We start from the raw sequence: 17,083 nt of genomic DNA, 5'->3' as shown, positions 1-17,083 counted from the left end.
TTTTACAAGACTTTGCCTTGACAAGGATAAGGCGAAAATGATAGTATGAAATTTGCTTATTTGGCAGGGTGAGGGCGAACTATGCCCTTTTTCCGCACTCCGGAAATATTTTGCCAAAACAAAGTAAAGGAATCGTCAATTTTTTGCAAAAAAAGGAACCCAACAAAGTGCTTTGAAGATACGACTGGATTCTTCCTCTGTGGGGTACTTTTTATTGTGAATTCTCAGCAAAGAGACGAGTCTGTCTCGGACATTAGGGGTGAACGGTCGATGAAAAAAAGCAAAATGCATCCGGTGCGAACCGGAAAGAATCTCAGAATGACTTTCTCGCGCAGTAAAGAAGTTCTGGAAATGCCAAACCTCATTGAAATCCAAAAGGATTCCTATGAGTGGTTTTTGCATGAAGGCTTGAGGGAGGCCTTTGATGATATTTCCCCCATTCAGGACTTTGCCGGTCATTTGAGTTTGGAGTTTGTGGACTTTAAGCTGGTTAAAAATGAAGCAAAGTACAGCATTGAAGAGTGTAAGGAGAGGGATGCAACCTATGCAGCCCCGCTTAAGGTAAAAGTTCGCCTTTTTAATAAAGACAAAGAAGAAATTAACGAGCATGAGATTTACATGGGAGATCTCCCGCTGATGACGGAGAACGGTTCTTTCGTAATCAACGGTGCAGAGCGTGTAATTGTTTCCCAGTTGGTGCGTTCCCCCGGAATTTATTATGGCATCGACCACGACAAGGTGGGTAAGGAACTGTACAGTTGTACCGTGATTCCGAATCGTGGTGCCTGGATTGAATATGAAACGGATTCCAATGACATTTTCTTCGTTCGCGTGGACAGAACGAGAAAGGTTCCGGTAACCGTGTTTATCCGTGCACTCGGCGTAGGTTCAAATAAGGAAATTTTAGACCTTTTCGGAGATGATCCGAAGTTGCAGGCCTCGATTGAGAAGGATCCTTCCGAGAATTATCAGGAAGGCTTATTAGAGTTATATAAGAAGATCAGACCGGGCGAGCCTCTTTCCGTGGATTCCGCGCAGTCTCTCTTGAACTCTATGTTCTTTGACCCGAGACGGTATGACCTTGCAAAGGTAGGAAGATACAAGTTTAACAAGAAGCTTCACTTTAAGAACAGAATTAAGGGACATACCCTTGCAGAGGCTGTTTACTCCACGGAGACCGGAGAGCTTTTGGCTGAAGCCGGAACCATGGTTAGCAAAGAACTGGCTGTCAGCTTGCAGAATGCGGCTGTGCCCTATGTGTTGATTGACGGACCGACCCGTACGGAGAAGGTTCTTTCTTCCATGCAGGTAGACATCAAGAACTGGATTCCGGAAGAGATCAATGCGGAGGAGCTGGGCGTAAATGAATTGGTTTACTATCCGGCTTTAAAGCAGATTCTGGAAGAGTGCGAAGGCAAGGGCAATGCCGCTTTGGAAGAGGCAATTCGCAAGAATATTCATGCCCTTATTCCAAAGCATATTACCAAGGAAGATATTTTCACCTCGATTAACTACGCTTTAAACATAGATGAGGAAATCGGAACGGCCGACGACATTGACCACCTCGGAAATCGTCGTATTCGTGCCGTTGGAGAACTCTTACAGAACCAGTATCGTATCGGTCTTTCCCGTATGGAAAGAGTGGTTCGAGAGAGAATGTCCACACAGGATATAGATGAGATTACACCCCAGTCTCTGATTAATATTAAGCCTGTTACAGCGGCGGTGAAGGAGTTCTTCGGATCTTCCCAGCTGTCTCAGTTCATGGACCAGAACAACCCCTTATCCGAGCTTACGCATAAGAGAAGACTTTCCGCACTCGGACCGGGCGGTCTTTCCAGAGACCGTGCAGGCTTTGAGGTGCGAGACGTACACTATACTCACTATGGTAGAATGTGCCCTATCGAGACGCCTGAAGGACCGAACATCGGACTCATTAACTCCTTGGCATCCTATGCGAGAATCAATGAGTACGGTTTGATTGAGGCACCCTATCGCGTAGTGGATAAGACGGATAAAACGAATCCGGTTGTTACCGATGAAGTCGTTTACCTTGCTGCAGATGAAGAGGATAACTTTATTGTGGCCCAGGCGAACGAGCCCTTGGATGAAGAGGGACATTTTAAGCATGACAACGTTTCCGGAAGATACAGAGACCAGACCTCCGCCTTCCCGAAAGCAAGCATCGATTTGATGGACGTATCCCCGAAGATGGTTTTCTCCGTGGCAACATCCATGATTCCTTTCTTACAGAACGACGACGCAAACCGTGCCCTCATGGGATCCAACATGCAGCGTCAGGCGGTACCGCTTCTGACCACGGAGTCCGCTGTGGTGGATACCGGTATGTCCAATAAGGCCGCCGTTGATTCCGGTGCCTGTGTGGTAGCGAAAAACAGCGGAACGGTTACCCTTTCTTCCTCTTCGAAGATTGTGATTAAGAGGGACAAGGACGGCGGATATGACGAGTATAAGCTGATGAAGTTTGTACGTAGTAACCCCAGTAACTGTTACAATCAGAAACCGATAGTGGACACACATGACCATGTGGAAGCGGGCGATGTCATTGCCGACGGTCCGTCCACAAAGAATGGAGAGATTGCCTTAGGAAAGAATCCGCTGATTGGATTTATGACTTGGGAGGGTTACAACTACGAGGATGCCGTTCTCCTTTCCGAGAGACTGGTGCAGAACGATGTTTATACTTCCGTGCATATTGAAGAATATGAATTGGAAGCCAGAGATACCAAGCTCGGGCCGGAAGAGATTACTTCCGACGTTCCGGGTGTGGGAGATGACGCTTTAAAGAACCTGGATGAAAGAGGAATTATCCGTATCGGTGCGGAAGTAAGAGCCGGGGATATTCTGGTAGGCCGCGTAACCCCTAAGGGAGAGACGGAGCTTACCGCGGAAGAGCGTTTGCTCCGAGCCATTTTCGGAGAAAAGGCAAGAGAAGTAAGAGACACTTCTTTAAAGGTGCCGCACGGTGCTTACGGTACGGTTATCAATACCATGGTATTTACCAGAGAGAATTCCGATGAACTTGCGCCCGGAGTATCTCAATCTGTTCGCGTCTACATCGCGCAGAAGCGTAAAATCGGTGTAGGAGACAAGATGGCAGGTCGTCACGGGAACAAGGGTGTCGTTTCCCGCGTGCTTCCGGTCGAGGATATGCCTTATCTTCCGAACGGTCGTCCGCTGGATATCGTACTGAACCCTCTCGGCGTACCTTCCCGTATGAACATCGGACAGGTGCTCGAATTACACCTTTCTCTTGCGGCTAAGGCTCTCGGTATCGACGTATCGACTCCGATTTTCGACGGTGCAACCGAGGTGGATATTCAGCAAACTCTTCTTCTGGCCAATGACTATGTTAACTTAAGCTGGGAAGAGTTCTCGGAAAAACATAAAGAAGAACTTGAGCCGGAGGTATATGAATATCTCGGTGCTCATCTTGAACATAGAAAAGAGTGGGAGGGTGTACCCATCGGCATTGACGGTAAGGTACAGCTTCGTGACGGTAGAACCGGGGAGAAATTTGACGGTCCGACTTCTATCGGCTTCATGCATTACTTAAAACTTCACCACCTGGTTGATGATAAGATTCACGCCAGATCTACCGGTCCGTACTCTCTCGTTACCCAGCAGCCTCTTGGCGGTAAGGCACAGTTCGGCGGACAGCGTTTCGGAGAAATGGAGGTTTGGGCACTGGAAGCATACGGTGCCGCCTACACCTTACAAGAGATTTTGACCATGAAGTCCGATGACGTTGCAGGACGTGTAAAGACTTATGAGGCCATTATCAAGGGACAGAATATCCCTGCGCCCGGAGTACCGGAGTCCTTCAAGGTGCTTCTTAAGGAAATGCAGGCTCTTTGCCTGGATATGCAGGTTTTGGATGAAGAGCAGAATGTGGTAGAGATTACGGAAGATCTCTACGATGCAAATCAGGATATGCACAGACTCCTGTCCGGCGGCGATTATCGCACGGAGAAGCAGGAAAACTTCGGTGCATACGGCTACACTAAGCAGGAGTTCAAGGACGGAGAACTGGTAGATAGCGATGAGGAAAATGAGGATGAAGAGGAACTTTCCGATGCGGAAGCGGAGGAATTTTTCGAAAGCATCACTTCCGGCTTAGCAGATGATGAGGACGAGTAGAGGAGGAAAAATGGCAAACTTTCAAAGTGGAAATGAGCCGGTACAATTTGATTCCATAAAAATCGGTTTGGCATCTCCGGAGAAGATTCTGAGTTGGTCTTACGGAGAGGTGAAAAAACCGGAAACCATTAACTATAGAACCTTAAAGCCGGAGAAGGACGGATTATTCTGCGAAAGAATTTTCGGACCGGTAAAGGACTGGGAATGTCACTGCGGAAAGTACAAGAAGATTCGCTATAAGGGTGTAGTCTGTGACCGATGCGGTGTAGAGGTGACCAAGTCTTCCGTACGTAGAGAAAGAATGGGACACATCAAGCTGGCCGCGCCCGTTTCTCACATCTGGTATTTTAAGGGCATTCCGTCCCGTATGGGACTCATCTTGGACATCAGCCCGAGAATTTTAGAGAGAGTCCTGTACTTCGCGTCCTATGTTGTATTGGATCCGATGGAGAGCAGCTTAAGCTATAAGGAAGTGCTTTCCGAGAAGGAATACAGGGATGCCATTGAGCAGTATGGCTATGGCAATTTCCGTGTAGGAATGGGAGCGGAAGCGATTTTTGAGCTTCTTTCCAACATCGATTTGGAGAAGGAGTACAACAATCTGCGTGCAGAACTTGACAATTCCTCCGGACAGAAGAGAGCAAGAATCGTGAAGAGACTGGAAGTGGTAGAAGCTTTCCGCTCTTCCGGAAACAAACCGGAGTGGATGATTCTGACCAATCTTCCGGTTATTCCGCCTGATTTAAGACCGATGGTACAGCTTGACGGCGGACGTTTCGCAACCTCCGACATCAATGACTTGTATCGCAGAATTATCAATAGAAACAATCGTTTGGCGCGTCTTTTGGAACTTGGAGCACCGGAGATTATCGTTCGTAACGAGAAGAGAATGTTACAGGAAGCGGTAGACGCTTTAATCGATAACGGTAGACGTGGACGTCCTGTAACAGGACCCGGAAACCGTGCCTTAAAGTCTCTTTCCGATATGTTAAAGGGTAAGCAGGGACGTTTCCGTCAGAACCTTCTCGGAAAGCGTGTAGACTACTCCGGACGTTCCGTTATCGTCGTAGGACCGGAACTGAAGATTTATCAGTGCGGTGTCCCGAAGGAAATGGCGATTGAGCTCTTTAAGCCCTTCGTTATGAAAGAGCTTGTGAATACCGGTAAGGCGCACAATATTAAGAATGCGAAGAAGATGGTAGAGCGTCTGGACGAGGGTGTTTGGGATATTCTTGAGTATGTGATCAAAGAGCATCCCGTTATGCTGAACCGTGCCCCTACCCTTCACCGTTTGGGAATTCAGGCTTTTGAGCCGATTCTTGTAGAAGGTAAAGCAATTAAGCTCCATCCGCTCGTTTGTGCGGCCTTCAATGCCGACTTCGACGGAGACCAGATGGCAATTCACCTTCCGTTAACGCAGGAAGCACAGGCGGAGTGCCGCTTTATGCTTCTTTCCCCGAACAACCTCTTAAAGCCGTCCGACGGCGGTGTGGTTGCCGTACCTTCTCAGGATATGGTACTGGGTGTGTATTATCTGACCCAGGAAAGAGAGGGAGACACCGGAGAGGGCATGCTCTTTAAGTCTATAGACGAAGCGATTCTTGCTTATGAGAATCACTTTGTAACCTTGCATGCGAAGATTCGTTGTAAGGTGAGAAAAGAATGGGTTTCCGAAGACGGTGAAAAAGAGATGTTGGAAGGCATCATCGATACAACTGTCGGAAGACTGCTCTTCAACGAAATTATTCCGCAGGATCTCGGTTTTATCGACCGAAGCATCCCGGAGAACAGACTGCTTCCGGAGATTAACTTCCTTGTCAAGAAGAAGAATCTGAAGCAGATTCTGGAAAAGGTTATGGATGTGCATGGCGCAATGCAGACGGCATTGACTTTGGACGATATTAAGTCTATCGGCTACAAGTATTCCACAAAGGCTGCCATGACGGTATCCATTCATGACATGACGGTTCCGGCTACAAAGGAAGATCTTCTGGAAAATGCGCAGAAGACGGTGGACAGAATCGCGAAGAACTTCCGCCGCGGACTGATTACCGAGGAAGAGCGTTATAAAGAAGTTATTGAAACCTGGAAGAATACCGATGACCAGTTGACGCACGACCTTTTAACCGGATTGGATAAATACAACAACATCTTCATGATGGCGGACTCCGGAGCCCGTGGATCCGATAAGCAGATCAAGCAGCTTGCAGGTATGCGTGGACTCATGGCGGATACAACCGGTAAGACGATTGAACTTCCGATTAAGTCCAACTTCCGTGAAGGACTGGATGTACTGGAGTACTTCATCTCCGCGCACGGTGCTCGTAAGGGACTTTCCGATACCGCTCTTCGTACGGCGGACTCCGGTTACCTTACAAGAAGATTGGTTGACGTTTCCCAGGATTTAATTATTCGTGAATTGGATTGCGCAGAGGGAAGAGATACGATTCCGTCTACAGAAATCACCGAGCTTTCCGACGGACAGGAGAAGATTGAGTCCTTACAGGAGAGAATCACGGGTCGTTTCCTTGCGGAAGATATTATTGATCCGGAAACCGGTGCTATGGTAATCAAGGCGAACCATATGGTTACGCCGAAGAGAGCGCCTCAGGTTATGAACGCGCTTTCCAAGATGGGCAGACATTCCGTAAAGATTCGTACGGTACTGACCTGCCGTTCCAAATCCGGAATTTGTGCAAAGTGTTACGGTGCAAACCTCGCGACCGGAAAACCGGTTGAAGTGGGTGAAGCGGTTGGAACCATTGCCGCACAGTCCATCGGTGAGCCGGGAACACAGCTTACGATGAGAACCTTCCATACCGGTGGTGTGGCAGGTGGAGATATTACACAGGGTCTTCCCCGTGTAGAGGAGCTTTTTGAGGCCAGAAAGCCGAAAGGACTTGCTATTCTGACAGAAATTCCGGGAGTGGTAGAAATCCGGGATACCAAGAAGAAGAGAGAAGTCATTGTTACGGATAATGAAACGGCACAGTCCAAGACCTATTTGATTCCCTACGGTTCCAGATTAAAGGTAACAGAGGGACAGGTTTTGGAAGCCGGCGACATCCTGACGGAAGGTTCCATCAATCCGCATGACCTCTTGAAAATCAAGGGTGTTAAGGCGGTACAGAATTACATGATTTCCGAAGTGCAGAGAGTTTATCGCCTGCAAGGTGTAGAAATAAACGATAAGCACATTGAGATGATTGTTCGTCAGATGATGAAGAAAGAGCGCATCAATGAAGCAGGTGATTCCCGATTCATTCCGGGAACGACTGTAGATCGTTTGGACTTCGAGGATGAGAACGAGAGACTCATCAAAGAAGGAAAGACTCCGGCAGAAGGAAAGAGGACGATGCTCGGTATTACCAAGGCATCTCTTGCAACCGATTCCTTTATGTCTGCAGCATCCTTCCAGGAGACGACGAAGGTTCTTACGGAAGCCGCTATCAACGGAAAGATCGATCGTCTCATCGGACTCAAAGAAAATGTAATTATCGGTAAGTTGATTCCTGCCGGAACCGGTATGAGAAGATATCGCAATGTGAAGCTTTCCACCGATAAAGAAGAACATGTAGAGTATATGCCGAATGTTTCCGAGGAAACAGCGGAGCCTCTCAGCACGGAAGAAATTTTCGATGCGGATCCGAGAGGACTTTCCGGTTTGGCAGAAGCTTTAAGAGCCATTAAAGACGGAGAGAATGAGCTGTAAGCGTGACTTTAAAGTGAATAAGTTGTAAAGAAAGCATTAAAGAGATACCCTGAAAAGAGTATCTCTTTTTTTGAAGAATAACTTGACATTTCACCGTGTAAAGAGAAGATATTAACAGGAAAAAGACTTAAGATTACAGTGAAAAGGAGAGGAAAGATGTCGAATCTTACGAAAAGGGCTCTGGAAGCCTCCTTAAAGAAATTGCTTCTTAAAAAACCTTTGGACAAAATTACTATTTCGGATATTGCAGACGACTGCGGAATGAATCGCATGACCTTTTATTATCATTTTCAGGATATATATGACTTGATTGCCTGGTCTTTTGACGAAGATGCAGAGAAGATTCTGGCGGGAAAAAAGAGCTATGAAACTTGGCAGGAAGGCTATCTTGCAATTTTCCTTTCCATTCTGGAAAATAAGCCGCTGATTATGAACGTCTATCGTTCGGTAAGTAGAGACCAGCTTGAGCAGTTCTTGTTTAAGGTATCGTACAGACTTCTTCGTAATGTTGTAGAAGAAGAGGACAAGGAAAGAGTGGTCAGTGAAGAGGATAAGGACTTCATAGCCAACTTCTACAAGTATGCTTATGTCGGGCTTATCCTGGATTGGATTCGGGGAGATATGAAAGAGAATCCGGAAAAAATCATTTCGCGTATGAGTCTCCTTATGCAGGGAAACTTTGCAAGAGCTTTGGAGGCGTATTCAAAATATCGGTAAGCATCGGAATATCGGATCATTTAGGAAGTTTTTTTTGAGATCATTTAAGCAAAACAGTCGGTTTGATAAGTTTTTTATCATGCCGGCTGTTTTGTTTATGGTTTTCCTCTTTTTCTCGCGCTAGGATAAGGCCGTAAACAAAAAAAGAGAAATGGAGGGTTAGAGAATGTATTATTCCAGTGGAAATTATGAGGCATTTGCTCGTCCGGAGAAGCCGGAAGGGATAGAGAACAAGTCGGCATACTTGATTGGAAGCGGTTTGGCATCTCTCGCAGCAGCCTGTTTTTTAGTAAGAGATGCTCAAATGGAAGGAAAAAGAATTCATATTCTGGAAAAGGAATCTCATCCGGGCGGAGCCTTGGACGGGGATAAAATGATTGCGGGTTATGTCATGCGGGGCGGTAGAGAGATGGACAACCATTTCGAATGTATGTGGGACCTCTTTCGTTCCATTCCCTCAATCGAAACCGAGGGAGTGAGCGTACTGGACGAGTACTATTGGCTGAATAAAAAGGATCCGAATTATTCTTTATGCCGTGCGACCAAGAATCGCGGAGAAGATGCAAAGACGGAAAATAAGTTCGGCCTTTCCGATAAGGGTAGTATGGAAATCATGAAGCTTTTCATGACGCCGGATGAAGATTTGGCTAATGTGAAAATGACGGAAATCTTTGATGAAGAAGTTTTCAAGACGAATTTCTGGATGTATTGGCGGACCATGTTTGCTTTTAAGGACGATCAAAGTGCCTTGGAGATGAAGCGCTATATGCAAAGATTTATCCACCATATTGGCGGACTCCCGGATTTTAAGGCATTGCGTTTTACCAGATACAATCAGTATGAGTCCATGGTGCTTCCCATGGTGAAATATCTGGAAGAGCATGGAGTACAGTTCCATTACGGGGTCAGCGTGTCCAATGTGCTTTTTGACATTTCTGCCGGAAAAAAGCAGGCAAGGCGGATTGAACTTCTGCGAGACGGTAAAGAGGAAAGCATTGATTTAACGGAAAATGACTTGGTTTTCTATACGAACGGCAGTAATGTGGAAAACTCTACTTACGGCAGTCAGACCGAGGCCACCGGTATGGACGGGGAGATTCACCCGGGCGGCACTTTCGACTTATGGAGAAAGATTGCGGCGCAGGATTCTTCCTTCGGAAAGCCGGATAAGTTCTGTACAGACCCGGAGGACAGCAACTGGGTGAGCGCCACGGTCAATACCTTGGATGAAAAGATTCTTCCCTATATCAAAAATATTTGCAAAAGAGATCCTCTTTCCGGAAAAGTGGTAACCGGCGGAATTGTGACTGTCACCGATTCCTCTTGGCTTTTAAGCTGGACCATTAACCGTCAGCCCCAGTACAGAAATCAGCCCAAAGGACAGGTTCTGGTTTGGCTCTACGGTATGTTTTCCGATAAGCCGGGAGATTTTGTTAAGAAATCCATGCGAGAATGCACCGGACAGGAAATCTGTGAAGAATGGCTCTATCACTTAGGCGTTCCGGTGGAAGAGATTCCGGAACTTGCAGCCCATAGTGCAAATACCGTGCCTGTGATGATGCCTTTTGCCAGTGCATATTTCCAGCCTCGTGAGGAAGGAGACCGCCCCTTAGTGGTACCGGAAGGTTCTGTAAACTTTGCCTTTATCGGAAATTTTGCGGAAACGCCTAGAGACACGGTTTTTACAACGGAATACTCCATTCGAACAGCAATGGAGGCAGTGTACACCCTGTTAAATGTGGATAGAGGAGTTCCGGAGGTCTGGGGCAGTGTATATGATATTCGCGATTTGTTAAATGCCACGGTGGCCCTGCGGGACGGAAAGAAGATTACAGACTTACAGCTCGGTTTTATTCAGGATATCGTGTTAAAGGCTGCTTTAAAGCGAATTAAGGGAACGGAAGTGGAAAAACTGATGAAGAAGTGCAAAATGATTTAGATTTTGAAGATACAGCCTCGGCGTGCAGGAATCTTCTTACAAAAAGCCCTCAACGGCAAAAACGTTGAGGGCTTTTATTTTACTATAGGGCCTATCGTATATTTCTACTAGTGAAATTAAAAAAAATAGAATATAATACAGATATTATTGATTATAAGGTAAACAGGTATAGTAGGAGTAAGCGCTTGATATGAAGAAATCCATGATTCAATTTTCTTACGACGGGCTTTGTCTACAATTCGATAAAGAAAATTTGAGATATTCTATTTTGACAGGCAAAACAACTTGGGAGACAGATGAGTTTTTTTCGCCTTTTTTCCGGGTACAATCCTGTGATAAACCGATTTACTTTAAAGATGCCGAAGTACAGAAGCATGAACTTGTGAAAAGCGGTGTGGGAGAAGGGATCCGGAGTTCTTACCGGGATTTTGTCTTATCGAAAGCAGCCGGATCCGAGAGCGGGAAGGAAGAAACGCTTTCCTTTTCCTTTGAGACTTTTGTTTGGATAGAGTACAGCACAAAACAAGTTTACTTTGAATGGATTCCGTTTACGGAAGCACCGGAAAATGCTATAGAGCAAGTCTTTTTCCCGGGACCCTTTTCTTTTCAAAAGGAAAGGAATGACTGGTATACGATTCTTCCGAAGGAACAGGGCATCTTAATTCCCAACACTTGGGATGTGAGTTTTAAACAGGACGGTTTTAACGGCCGTTTCGGAACGGCCAGCGCTTATCTTCCGGTGTTCGGGCAGGTGAAGGAGGGAGAAGGGTATCTTGCGGAAAGTCTCACGCCATGGAACATGGGGTATGAAGCGGTACATGAGGCCGGAACAAATAAGACCGCGGTGCAATTCAGGATAGAGCCGAGTCTCGGACAGATGGAATACCGACGGATTATGCGTTATCTCTTCCTTTCGGATTGTGACTATACTTCTCTTTTAAAGTGTTATAGAGAACTGGCGAGAGAAGAAGGAAAGCTGAAGACCCTGAAGGAAAAGGAAGTTTCGACTCCTTCGGTAAAGAGATTAATCGGGGCTTCCTTTGTGCATAAAGGGATCAAGACCTGCGTACAGCCTGATTCGGAATTTTTTGATCAGGATGCACCGGATAAGAATAATCGTTTGGTTCCGTTTCGGAAAAGAGCGGAAGAGATGCGTGCCTTTAAGGCGGACGGAGTAGAGAAGCTCTACCTTCACCTCGACGGTTGGGGAGATGCCGGATATGACAATAAGCATCCGGATGTCGGCCCGGCTTGTGTGGAGGCCGGCGGATGGGAAGGCATGCGTGAGCTTTCGAAGACCATGGAAGAATTGGGCTACCTCTTCGGCATTCATGACCAGTACAGGGATTTCTACAAGAAGGCGGAAAGCTATGATGATGACCTGGCCTGCAAGAGTGCGGACGGAAGTATCTTTACCCATGCACGTTGGGCGGGAGGACCTCAGGCCTACCTCTGCACCAGTCAGGCACCGTACTATGTACGTCGAAATTTTGAGAGGCTTCTTAGCGAGGGGGTTCATCTTGATGCGGCTTATCTGGATGTCTTTACCTGTAATGAGGGAGATGAGTGTGCAAATCCCCGCCATAAGATGCGTAGAAGAGATTCCTATGAGTATAGAAATGCCTGTTTTCGCTATCTCTTAAGTAAGAACATTTTACCCAGCTCCGAGGAAGTCAATGATTGGGCTGTACCCTGGCTTGTTTTCTGCCACTACGCTCCTTATGACTTTATGCTGAGGGAGCCGGGAAGTCCGAAATACGGCATTCCGATTCCGATGTTCAACCTGGTTTATCATGATTGTCTGATTATTCCCTGGATGATGGAAAAGCTTCCGGAAGAGGACTATATGCTCTATGCACTTTTAAACGGCGGCGCACCTTATCTCGTCCGAGATCCGGCTTATATGGGCATCGACGGGGCCTTTACCCCGGAAGAAGAGATGCCCTGGAAGACGCATTTAGAGAGAGTTCGGGCGGTCAGCGATTTCCACGAGAAGGTCGGGGAAGCCGAGCTTGTTCGGCATGAGATATTGGATGAGAAGGGCTACAGGCAAAGGTCGAGCTTTGCAAACGGCTATTCTGTAGAAGTGGATTTTAAAGAGGGAAGGTATCAGATTTCCTCTATAAAATAAGAAAATCTAGAAGGAGAATATTATGAAGAAAAGAACACAGAAACTCTTGGCTCTGGCTACCGTTCTGACAATGGGAGCCGGCATGCTGGCATCTTGCGGAAATAAGGCTTCTTCCGGAGAGAATGCTTCCGGAGAAACAAAGGCCGCAAACGGGGAGAATGCTTCCGATGAAAAGAAGGCAAGCGGAAAGACAACTTTATCTCTGGCTATCTGGGATGAGAATCAGAGAGCGATGACGGAGTCTCTTGCAGAGGCATATAACAAGGAACATCCGGATGTAACGGTAGAAGTTCAGCTTACTCCCAGTAAGGGCGGAGAATACTGGACGAAGCTGGAGGCGGCTTTAACCGGAGGAAAGGCTCCGGATGTATTCTGGTTAAATGTTTTGCATCTGGACAGCTATATGGAAGGCGGCGTTCTTGCCGATTTGACCGATGCGATTGCCAAGTCCGATATCAAAGATAATTTCCCCGAGTCTTTGGTAAACAACTATGTAAGAGACGGAAAGTACTATGCCGTACCGAAGGACTTCGATACCAATGCGCTTTGGTACAACAAGGCAATCTTTGATAAGGCTGGGGTTAGTTATCCGACAAATGACATGACATATGAGGATTTGGTAGCTAAGGCGGAGGAACTTAAGGCAGCCGGTCTTCCGAACGGAGTATATCCCTTTGCCTGCCCCGTAGACTTCCAGACATGGTACTATCAGACTGTTTTTGCCAACGGCGGTTGGATTCTCAGCGAGGATAAGAAAACTTCCGGCTATGACGATCCGAAGACTCAGGGCGGAATCCAGTGCTGGATTGATATGATTGACAAGGGGCTTTCTCCGACGTCTGCCGTTCTTGCCGAGACTACACCGGATGCCATGTTTGAGGGCGGACAGCTGGCTATGATTTATGCAGGTTCCTATATGGTTCCCGAGTATGTTGGAAACGACAATATCAAGGATACCATCGATTGTGTCGTATTACCGAGCTTCAACGGAGTGCAGACAAACTGTATTAACGGTTTAGGCTATGCGGTTTACGAGGGAAGTAAGAATAAGGAAGCCGCAACCGAGTTTGCCATTTGGCTCAGCAGCAAGGAAGCCATGGATATCCAGGGCAATTCAGGCGTTGTAATTTCCGCAAGAAATGAATCACAGGATCTTTTCAAAAACTCTTCGGATAAATATGACCTGTCCGTTTATACGAAGTATACGGATAAGGCTTATCCGCTTCCCGTATGTAAGAATGCGTCACAGCTTTACAATATGGAAGCGAAGGCTTTGCAGAAGGCATACAGCGGAGAAGAGAGTCTTAAGGATGCTTGTGCGGCACTGAAGAAAGAGGCCGACGAGTTCTTGGCAAAGAATCAATAATTTTAGAGCTATCCCGGGAGAAACATACTTCCGGGATAGCTTTTCCAAGTAAGGAGCAACTATGAATTCACAAGAGAAAAAGGCAGGGTTATCCTGGAGGATAAAGGATTGGATTGCAGGCTATGTTTTTATTGCGCCTGTCACGATTGGACTGACGGTCTTTTACATTTGGCCCTTCATGCAGAACTTTTGGTTCAGTTTTAATGATGTAAACAAGTTCAACGTGACACACTTTATCGGACTCGAGAACTATAAGCAGCTGCTTTCCGACCCGGAAGTTTTTCAAACCTTCGGGAATACGCTGAAGTATGTTGTGGTGACTGTACCGGTAGGCTTGTTTCTTTCTCTTGTGACTGCAGCGCTCTTGAATTCCAACATTAAGGGAAAGTCCCTCTACAGAACTTTGTATTTTCTTCCGTCCGTAACCATGGCGGCAGCGGTTGCGATGGTTTGGAAATGGGTATTTAACGGGCAAATGGGAATTTTAAATTCCATCATCACTTCCCTGGGAGGACCGCGTATAGGTTGGCTGATTGATCCCAAGCTGGCACTTTATGTTATCATGCTCGTAGGCTTATGGATGAGCGTCGGCTACAATATGATCATTCTCCTTGCCGGGATGCAGGGAATTTCCAAGACCTATTATGAGGCGGCGGCAATTGATGGCGCCGGCCCGATTACGCAATTTTTTAAGATTACCGTGCCGCTTCTTACGCCGACCATCTTCTTCGTGATGATTACCTCTATCATTGGCGGATTTCAGGTCTTTGACGTAGTTTACATGATGGTTGGAAAATTGAATCCTGCCTATGAGGCGACCCAGACCGTGGTAATGCTTTTCTATAGACAGGCTTTTGACTACGGCTATAAGGGGTATGCGGCTGCGATTTCCATTTTGATTTTTGGGGCGATTATGCTGGTAACGCTGATTCAGTTTGTTGTGCAGAAGAAATGGGTCAATTATTAGAAAGGAGGAGAGATAAGCATGAACAAGAAATTTTCCTGGAAAAAACTGTTCGTTCATCTGGTACTCATTGCCGGAATCGGCGTGACCATCTTCCCCTTTGTTTGGATGATTTTGACTTCCTTTAAGACAAGCGGAGAGGCTATGCAGGTTCCCCCGACAATTATTCCGAAGAAATTCATTACGACAGCCTACACACAGATTATCGGTTCGCTTCCCTTTGCACAGATTTATCTGAATACGATTATTTCCACGGTAATTACCGTATTGGCACAACTTCTCTTTTGCTCTATGGCGGGCTATGCCTTTGCACGGATTAAGTTTCCTTTTAAAAATGCCATTTTCATCCTGCTTCTTTCCGTCCTCATGGTGCCCGGACAGATTTTCCTTATCCCGCAGTATCTGATTATTCAGAAGATGGGGCTTTTGGATACGATACCGGCTCTTTTTATCCCGAATCTGTTTAGTGCCTTCGGGACCTTTCTTATGCGCCAGTTTTTCCTTTCCTTACCGGATGAGCTCGAGGAGGCAGCGATTATCGACGGTTGTAATCGCTATCAGATTTTTGGAAGAATCATGTTACCGCTGGTAAAACCGGGTCTTGTCACCTTGAGTATTTTCACCTTTAAGTTTGCCTGGAACGACTTTATGTGGCCGCTGATTGTTAATACTTCTCCCAAAAACATGATTTTAGGCCCTGCTCTTTCCACCTTGCAGGGGCAGTTTACTACGCAGTATCCCATGCAGATGGCAGGCGCGGTGATGGCGGTCATTCCTGTAATCCTGGTGTTCTTTATCTTCCAGAAGCAGTTTATTGAAGGCGTGGCACAGTCCGGCATTAAGGGATAGAGCTGTAAGAGCTTATCCTGTCTTCCTTTTTGTAACCGCCTTATATGCATTCTTGTCTTATAAAGTAGAATCATTGTTCGTGTAATTTTTTTTAGGGAGGAAAATGATGAAAAGAAAGATGCACAGCGGAAAACTGCGATTGGGAACGATAGCGTTGTTAGTCACCCTGCTTTTCTCTTCTTGCGGAGGAGCAAAGCAAATGGCGTACGAGGACTATTTGTCCTCTGAATCGGCGGATAAGTCGGTAAGCGGATTGGGAGCTTCCGGTTCGGCAAAGGAAGAAACATCGGAGCTTTCAAAATCTGCAGAAGTAAAAGAAGTCTATGAGACAAGTGCGGACTCTTCCGGCTATGTGGAAAACGAGGTCCCGAACAATCCGGTAGAAGCCACCGAGGCAAATGTCAATCCGGCGGAGATTTCCGAAAAGAAAATTCGAACAGTCAATTTGTCGCTGGAATGTAAGAGCATGGAAGGCGCCGAAAAGGAACTGAAGGACAAGGTGAAGGCACAGGGCGGCTATATTGAGTCGGAGGACTACTCCGCAATCAGTCAGTGGAATGATACCAAGAGAATGAACTTTACCATTCGGCTTCCCAAGGGAAATGTAGACAGTTTTCTGGATTTTTTAAATGGAGAGGGAAGAATTCTTTCCAAGTCGGAAAATCTGCAGGATGTTCGGCTGCAGTATCGAGATGCCAAGAACCACATTAAGGCCTTGGAGACGGAGCAGGAGAGAATTCTTGCACTAATGGAAAAGGCGGAGACGGTAGACCAACTCATTGCACTGGAAAGCAGACTCACGGATATTCGTTATCAGTTGGATTCTTATAATTCTGAAATTCTGGACTATGACAACAAGGTGGATTTCAGTACGATATATCTGGAACTGCAGGAATCCATAGACGGAAAGATAAATCAAAGTGGAAATTACAGCTTTTTTGACCGGGTAAGAGACGGATTTTTCCGAAATCTTTTCGAGATTCGGTTATTTTTCGAAGATACAGCCCTCTTTGTACTGGTATTTATCCCGCAGATTCTTCTTGTCCTTCTTATAATACTGCTCATTGTGTTTGCGAATAAGAAGTTGCTCAATAAGAAAAAGAAGGAAAAGCAGGAAAAGCAGCCGGAACGGAACAAGGCCGAGCAGGAAAAGAAAGAGCAGGAAAAGAAAGAAGAATCTCCCATTACGGAAGAGTCTTTACAGAAAGAGAAAAAGCAGGAATAAAACAATATAGAGATGGATT

9 protein-coding genes are annotated in these 17,083 nt (G+C 46.3%); all 9 read left to right on the top strand.

What is annotated here, in order from left to right:
• The first annotated feature begins 270 nt into the window (after positions 1–270).
• On the top strand, positions 271–4,161 hold the full coding sequence (gene rpoB, locus HMPREF9624_RS08560; RefSeq protein WP_036595044.1) for a DNA-directed RNA polymerase subunit beta: 3,891 nt from the start codon (positions 271–273) through the stop codon (positions 4,159–4,161).
• Between the two features lie 10 nt (positions 4,162–4,171).
• Positions 4,172–7,873 (top strand): DNA-directed RNA polymerase subunit beta', encoded by a 3,702-nt coding sequence (gene rpoC, locus HMPREF9624_RS08555; protein ID WP_009537410.1) that lies wholly within the window; start codon positions 4,172–4,174, stop codon positions 7,871–7,873.
• A gap of 156 nt (positions 7,874–8,029) precedes the next feature.
• Entirely contained in the window at positions 8,030–8,590 is a 561-nt protein-coding gene (locus tag HMPREF9624_RS08550) for a TetR-like C-terminal domain-containing protein (protein WP_009428064.1), read from the top strand.
• 166 nt (positions 8,591–8,756) lie between these two features.
• Positions 8,757–10,529, top strand: coding sequence for an oleate hydratase (locus HMPREF9624_RS08545; RefSeq protein ID WP_009537409.1), 1,773 nt, complete (start codon positions 8,757–8,759; stop codon positions 10,527–10,529).
• 190 nt (positions 10,530–10,719) lie between these two features.
• Entirely contained in the window at positions 10,720–12,660 is a 1,941-nt protein-coding gene (locus HMPREF9624_RS08540; protein ID WP_009537408.1) for a DUF5696 domain-containing protein, read from the top strand.
• 22 nt (positions 12,661–12,682) lie between these two features.
• Positions 12,683–14,026: an ABC transporter substrate-binding protein gene (locus HMPREF9624_RS08535; protein WP_009537407.1), complete on the top strand. Its 1,344-nt coding sequence runs from the start codon at positions 12,683–12,685 to the stop codon at positions 14,024–14,026.
• A 61-nt stretch (positions 14,027–14,087) separates the two neighbouring features.
• Entirely contained in the window at positions 14,088–14,993 is a 906-nt protein-coding gene (locus HMPREF9624_RS08530; RefSeq protein WP_009537406.1) for a carbohydrate ABC transporter permease, read from the top strand.
• Between the two features lie 18 nt (positions 14,994–15,011).
• The gene (locus tag HMPREF9624_RS08525) at positions 15,012–15,839 is read left to right on the top strand and encodes a carbohydrate ABC transporter permease (protein ID WP_009427859.1); all 828 of its coding nucleotides are present in this window, start codon (positions 15,012–15,014) and stop codon (positions 15,837–15,839) included.
• A 103-nt stretch (positions 15,840–15,942) separates the two neighbouring features.
• A complete protein-coding gene (locus HMPREF9624_RS08520; RefSeq protein WP_242822639.1) occupies positions 15,943–17,064 on the top strand; it encodes a DUF4349 domain-containing protein in 1,122 nt (373 codons plus the stop codon).
• The last annotated feature ends 19 nt before the right edge of the window (positions 17,065–17,083 follow it).

The sequence above is a fragment of the Oribacterium asaccharolyticum ACB7 genome (genome assembly GCF_000238075.1).
GTDB lineage: Bacteria > Bacillota > Clostridia > Lachnospirales > Lachnospiraceae > Oribacterium > Oribacterium asaccharolyticum.
Note: the sequence above shows the minus strand (reverse complement) of the source record. Positions and strands in the feature narration are given on the sequence as shown.

What these genes read in the sequence shown, in the direction of transcription:
- HMPREF9624_RS08525 (WP_009427859.1), top strand. Translation starts at nt 15,012, where the DNA reads ATGAACAAGAAATTTTCCTGGAAAAAACTGTTCGTTCATCTGGTACTC.
- rpoB (WP_036595044.1), top strand. Translation starts at nt 271, where the DNA reads ATGAAAAAAAGCAAAATGCATCCGGTGCGAACCGGAAAGAATCTCAGA.
- HMPREF9624_RS08530 (WP_009537406.1), top strand. Translation starts at nt 14,088, where the DNA reads ATGAATTCACAAGAGAAAAAGGCAGGGTTATCCTGGAGGATAAAGGAT.
- rpoC (WP_009537410.1), top strand. Translation starts at nt 4,172, where the DNA reads ATGGCAAACTTTCAAAGTGGAAATGAGCCGGTACAATTTGATTCCATA.
- HMPREF9624_RS08535 (WP_009537407.1), top strand. Translation starts at nt 12,683, where the DNA reads ATGAAGAAAAGAACACAGAAACTCTTGGCTCTGGCTACCGTTCTGACA.
- HMPREF9624_RS08550 (WP_009428064.1), top strand. Translation starts at nt 8,030, where the DNA reads ATGTCGAATCTTACGAAAAGGGCTCTGGAAGCCTCCTTAAAGAAATTG.
- HMPREF9624_RS08520 (WP_242822639.1), top strand. Translation starts at nt 15,943, where the DNA reads ATGATGAAAAGAAAGATGCACAGCGGAAAACTGCGATTGGGAACGATA.
- HMPREF9624_RS08540 (WP_009537408.1), top strand. Translation starts at nt 10,720, where the DNA reads ATGAAGAAATCCATGATTCAATTTTCTTACGACGGGCTTTGTCTACAA.
- HMPREF9624_RS08545 (WP_009537409.1), top strand. Translation starts at nt 8,757, where the DNA reads ATGTATTATTCCAGTGGAAATTATGAGGCATTTGCTCGTCCGGAGAAG.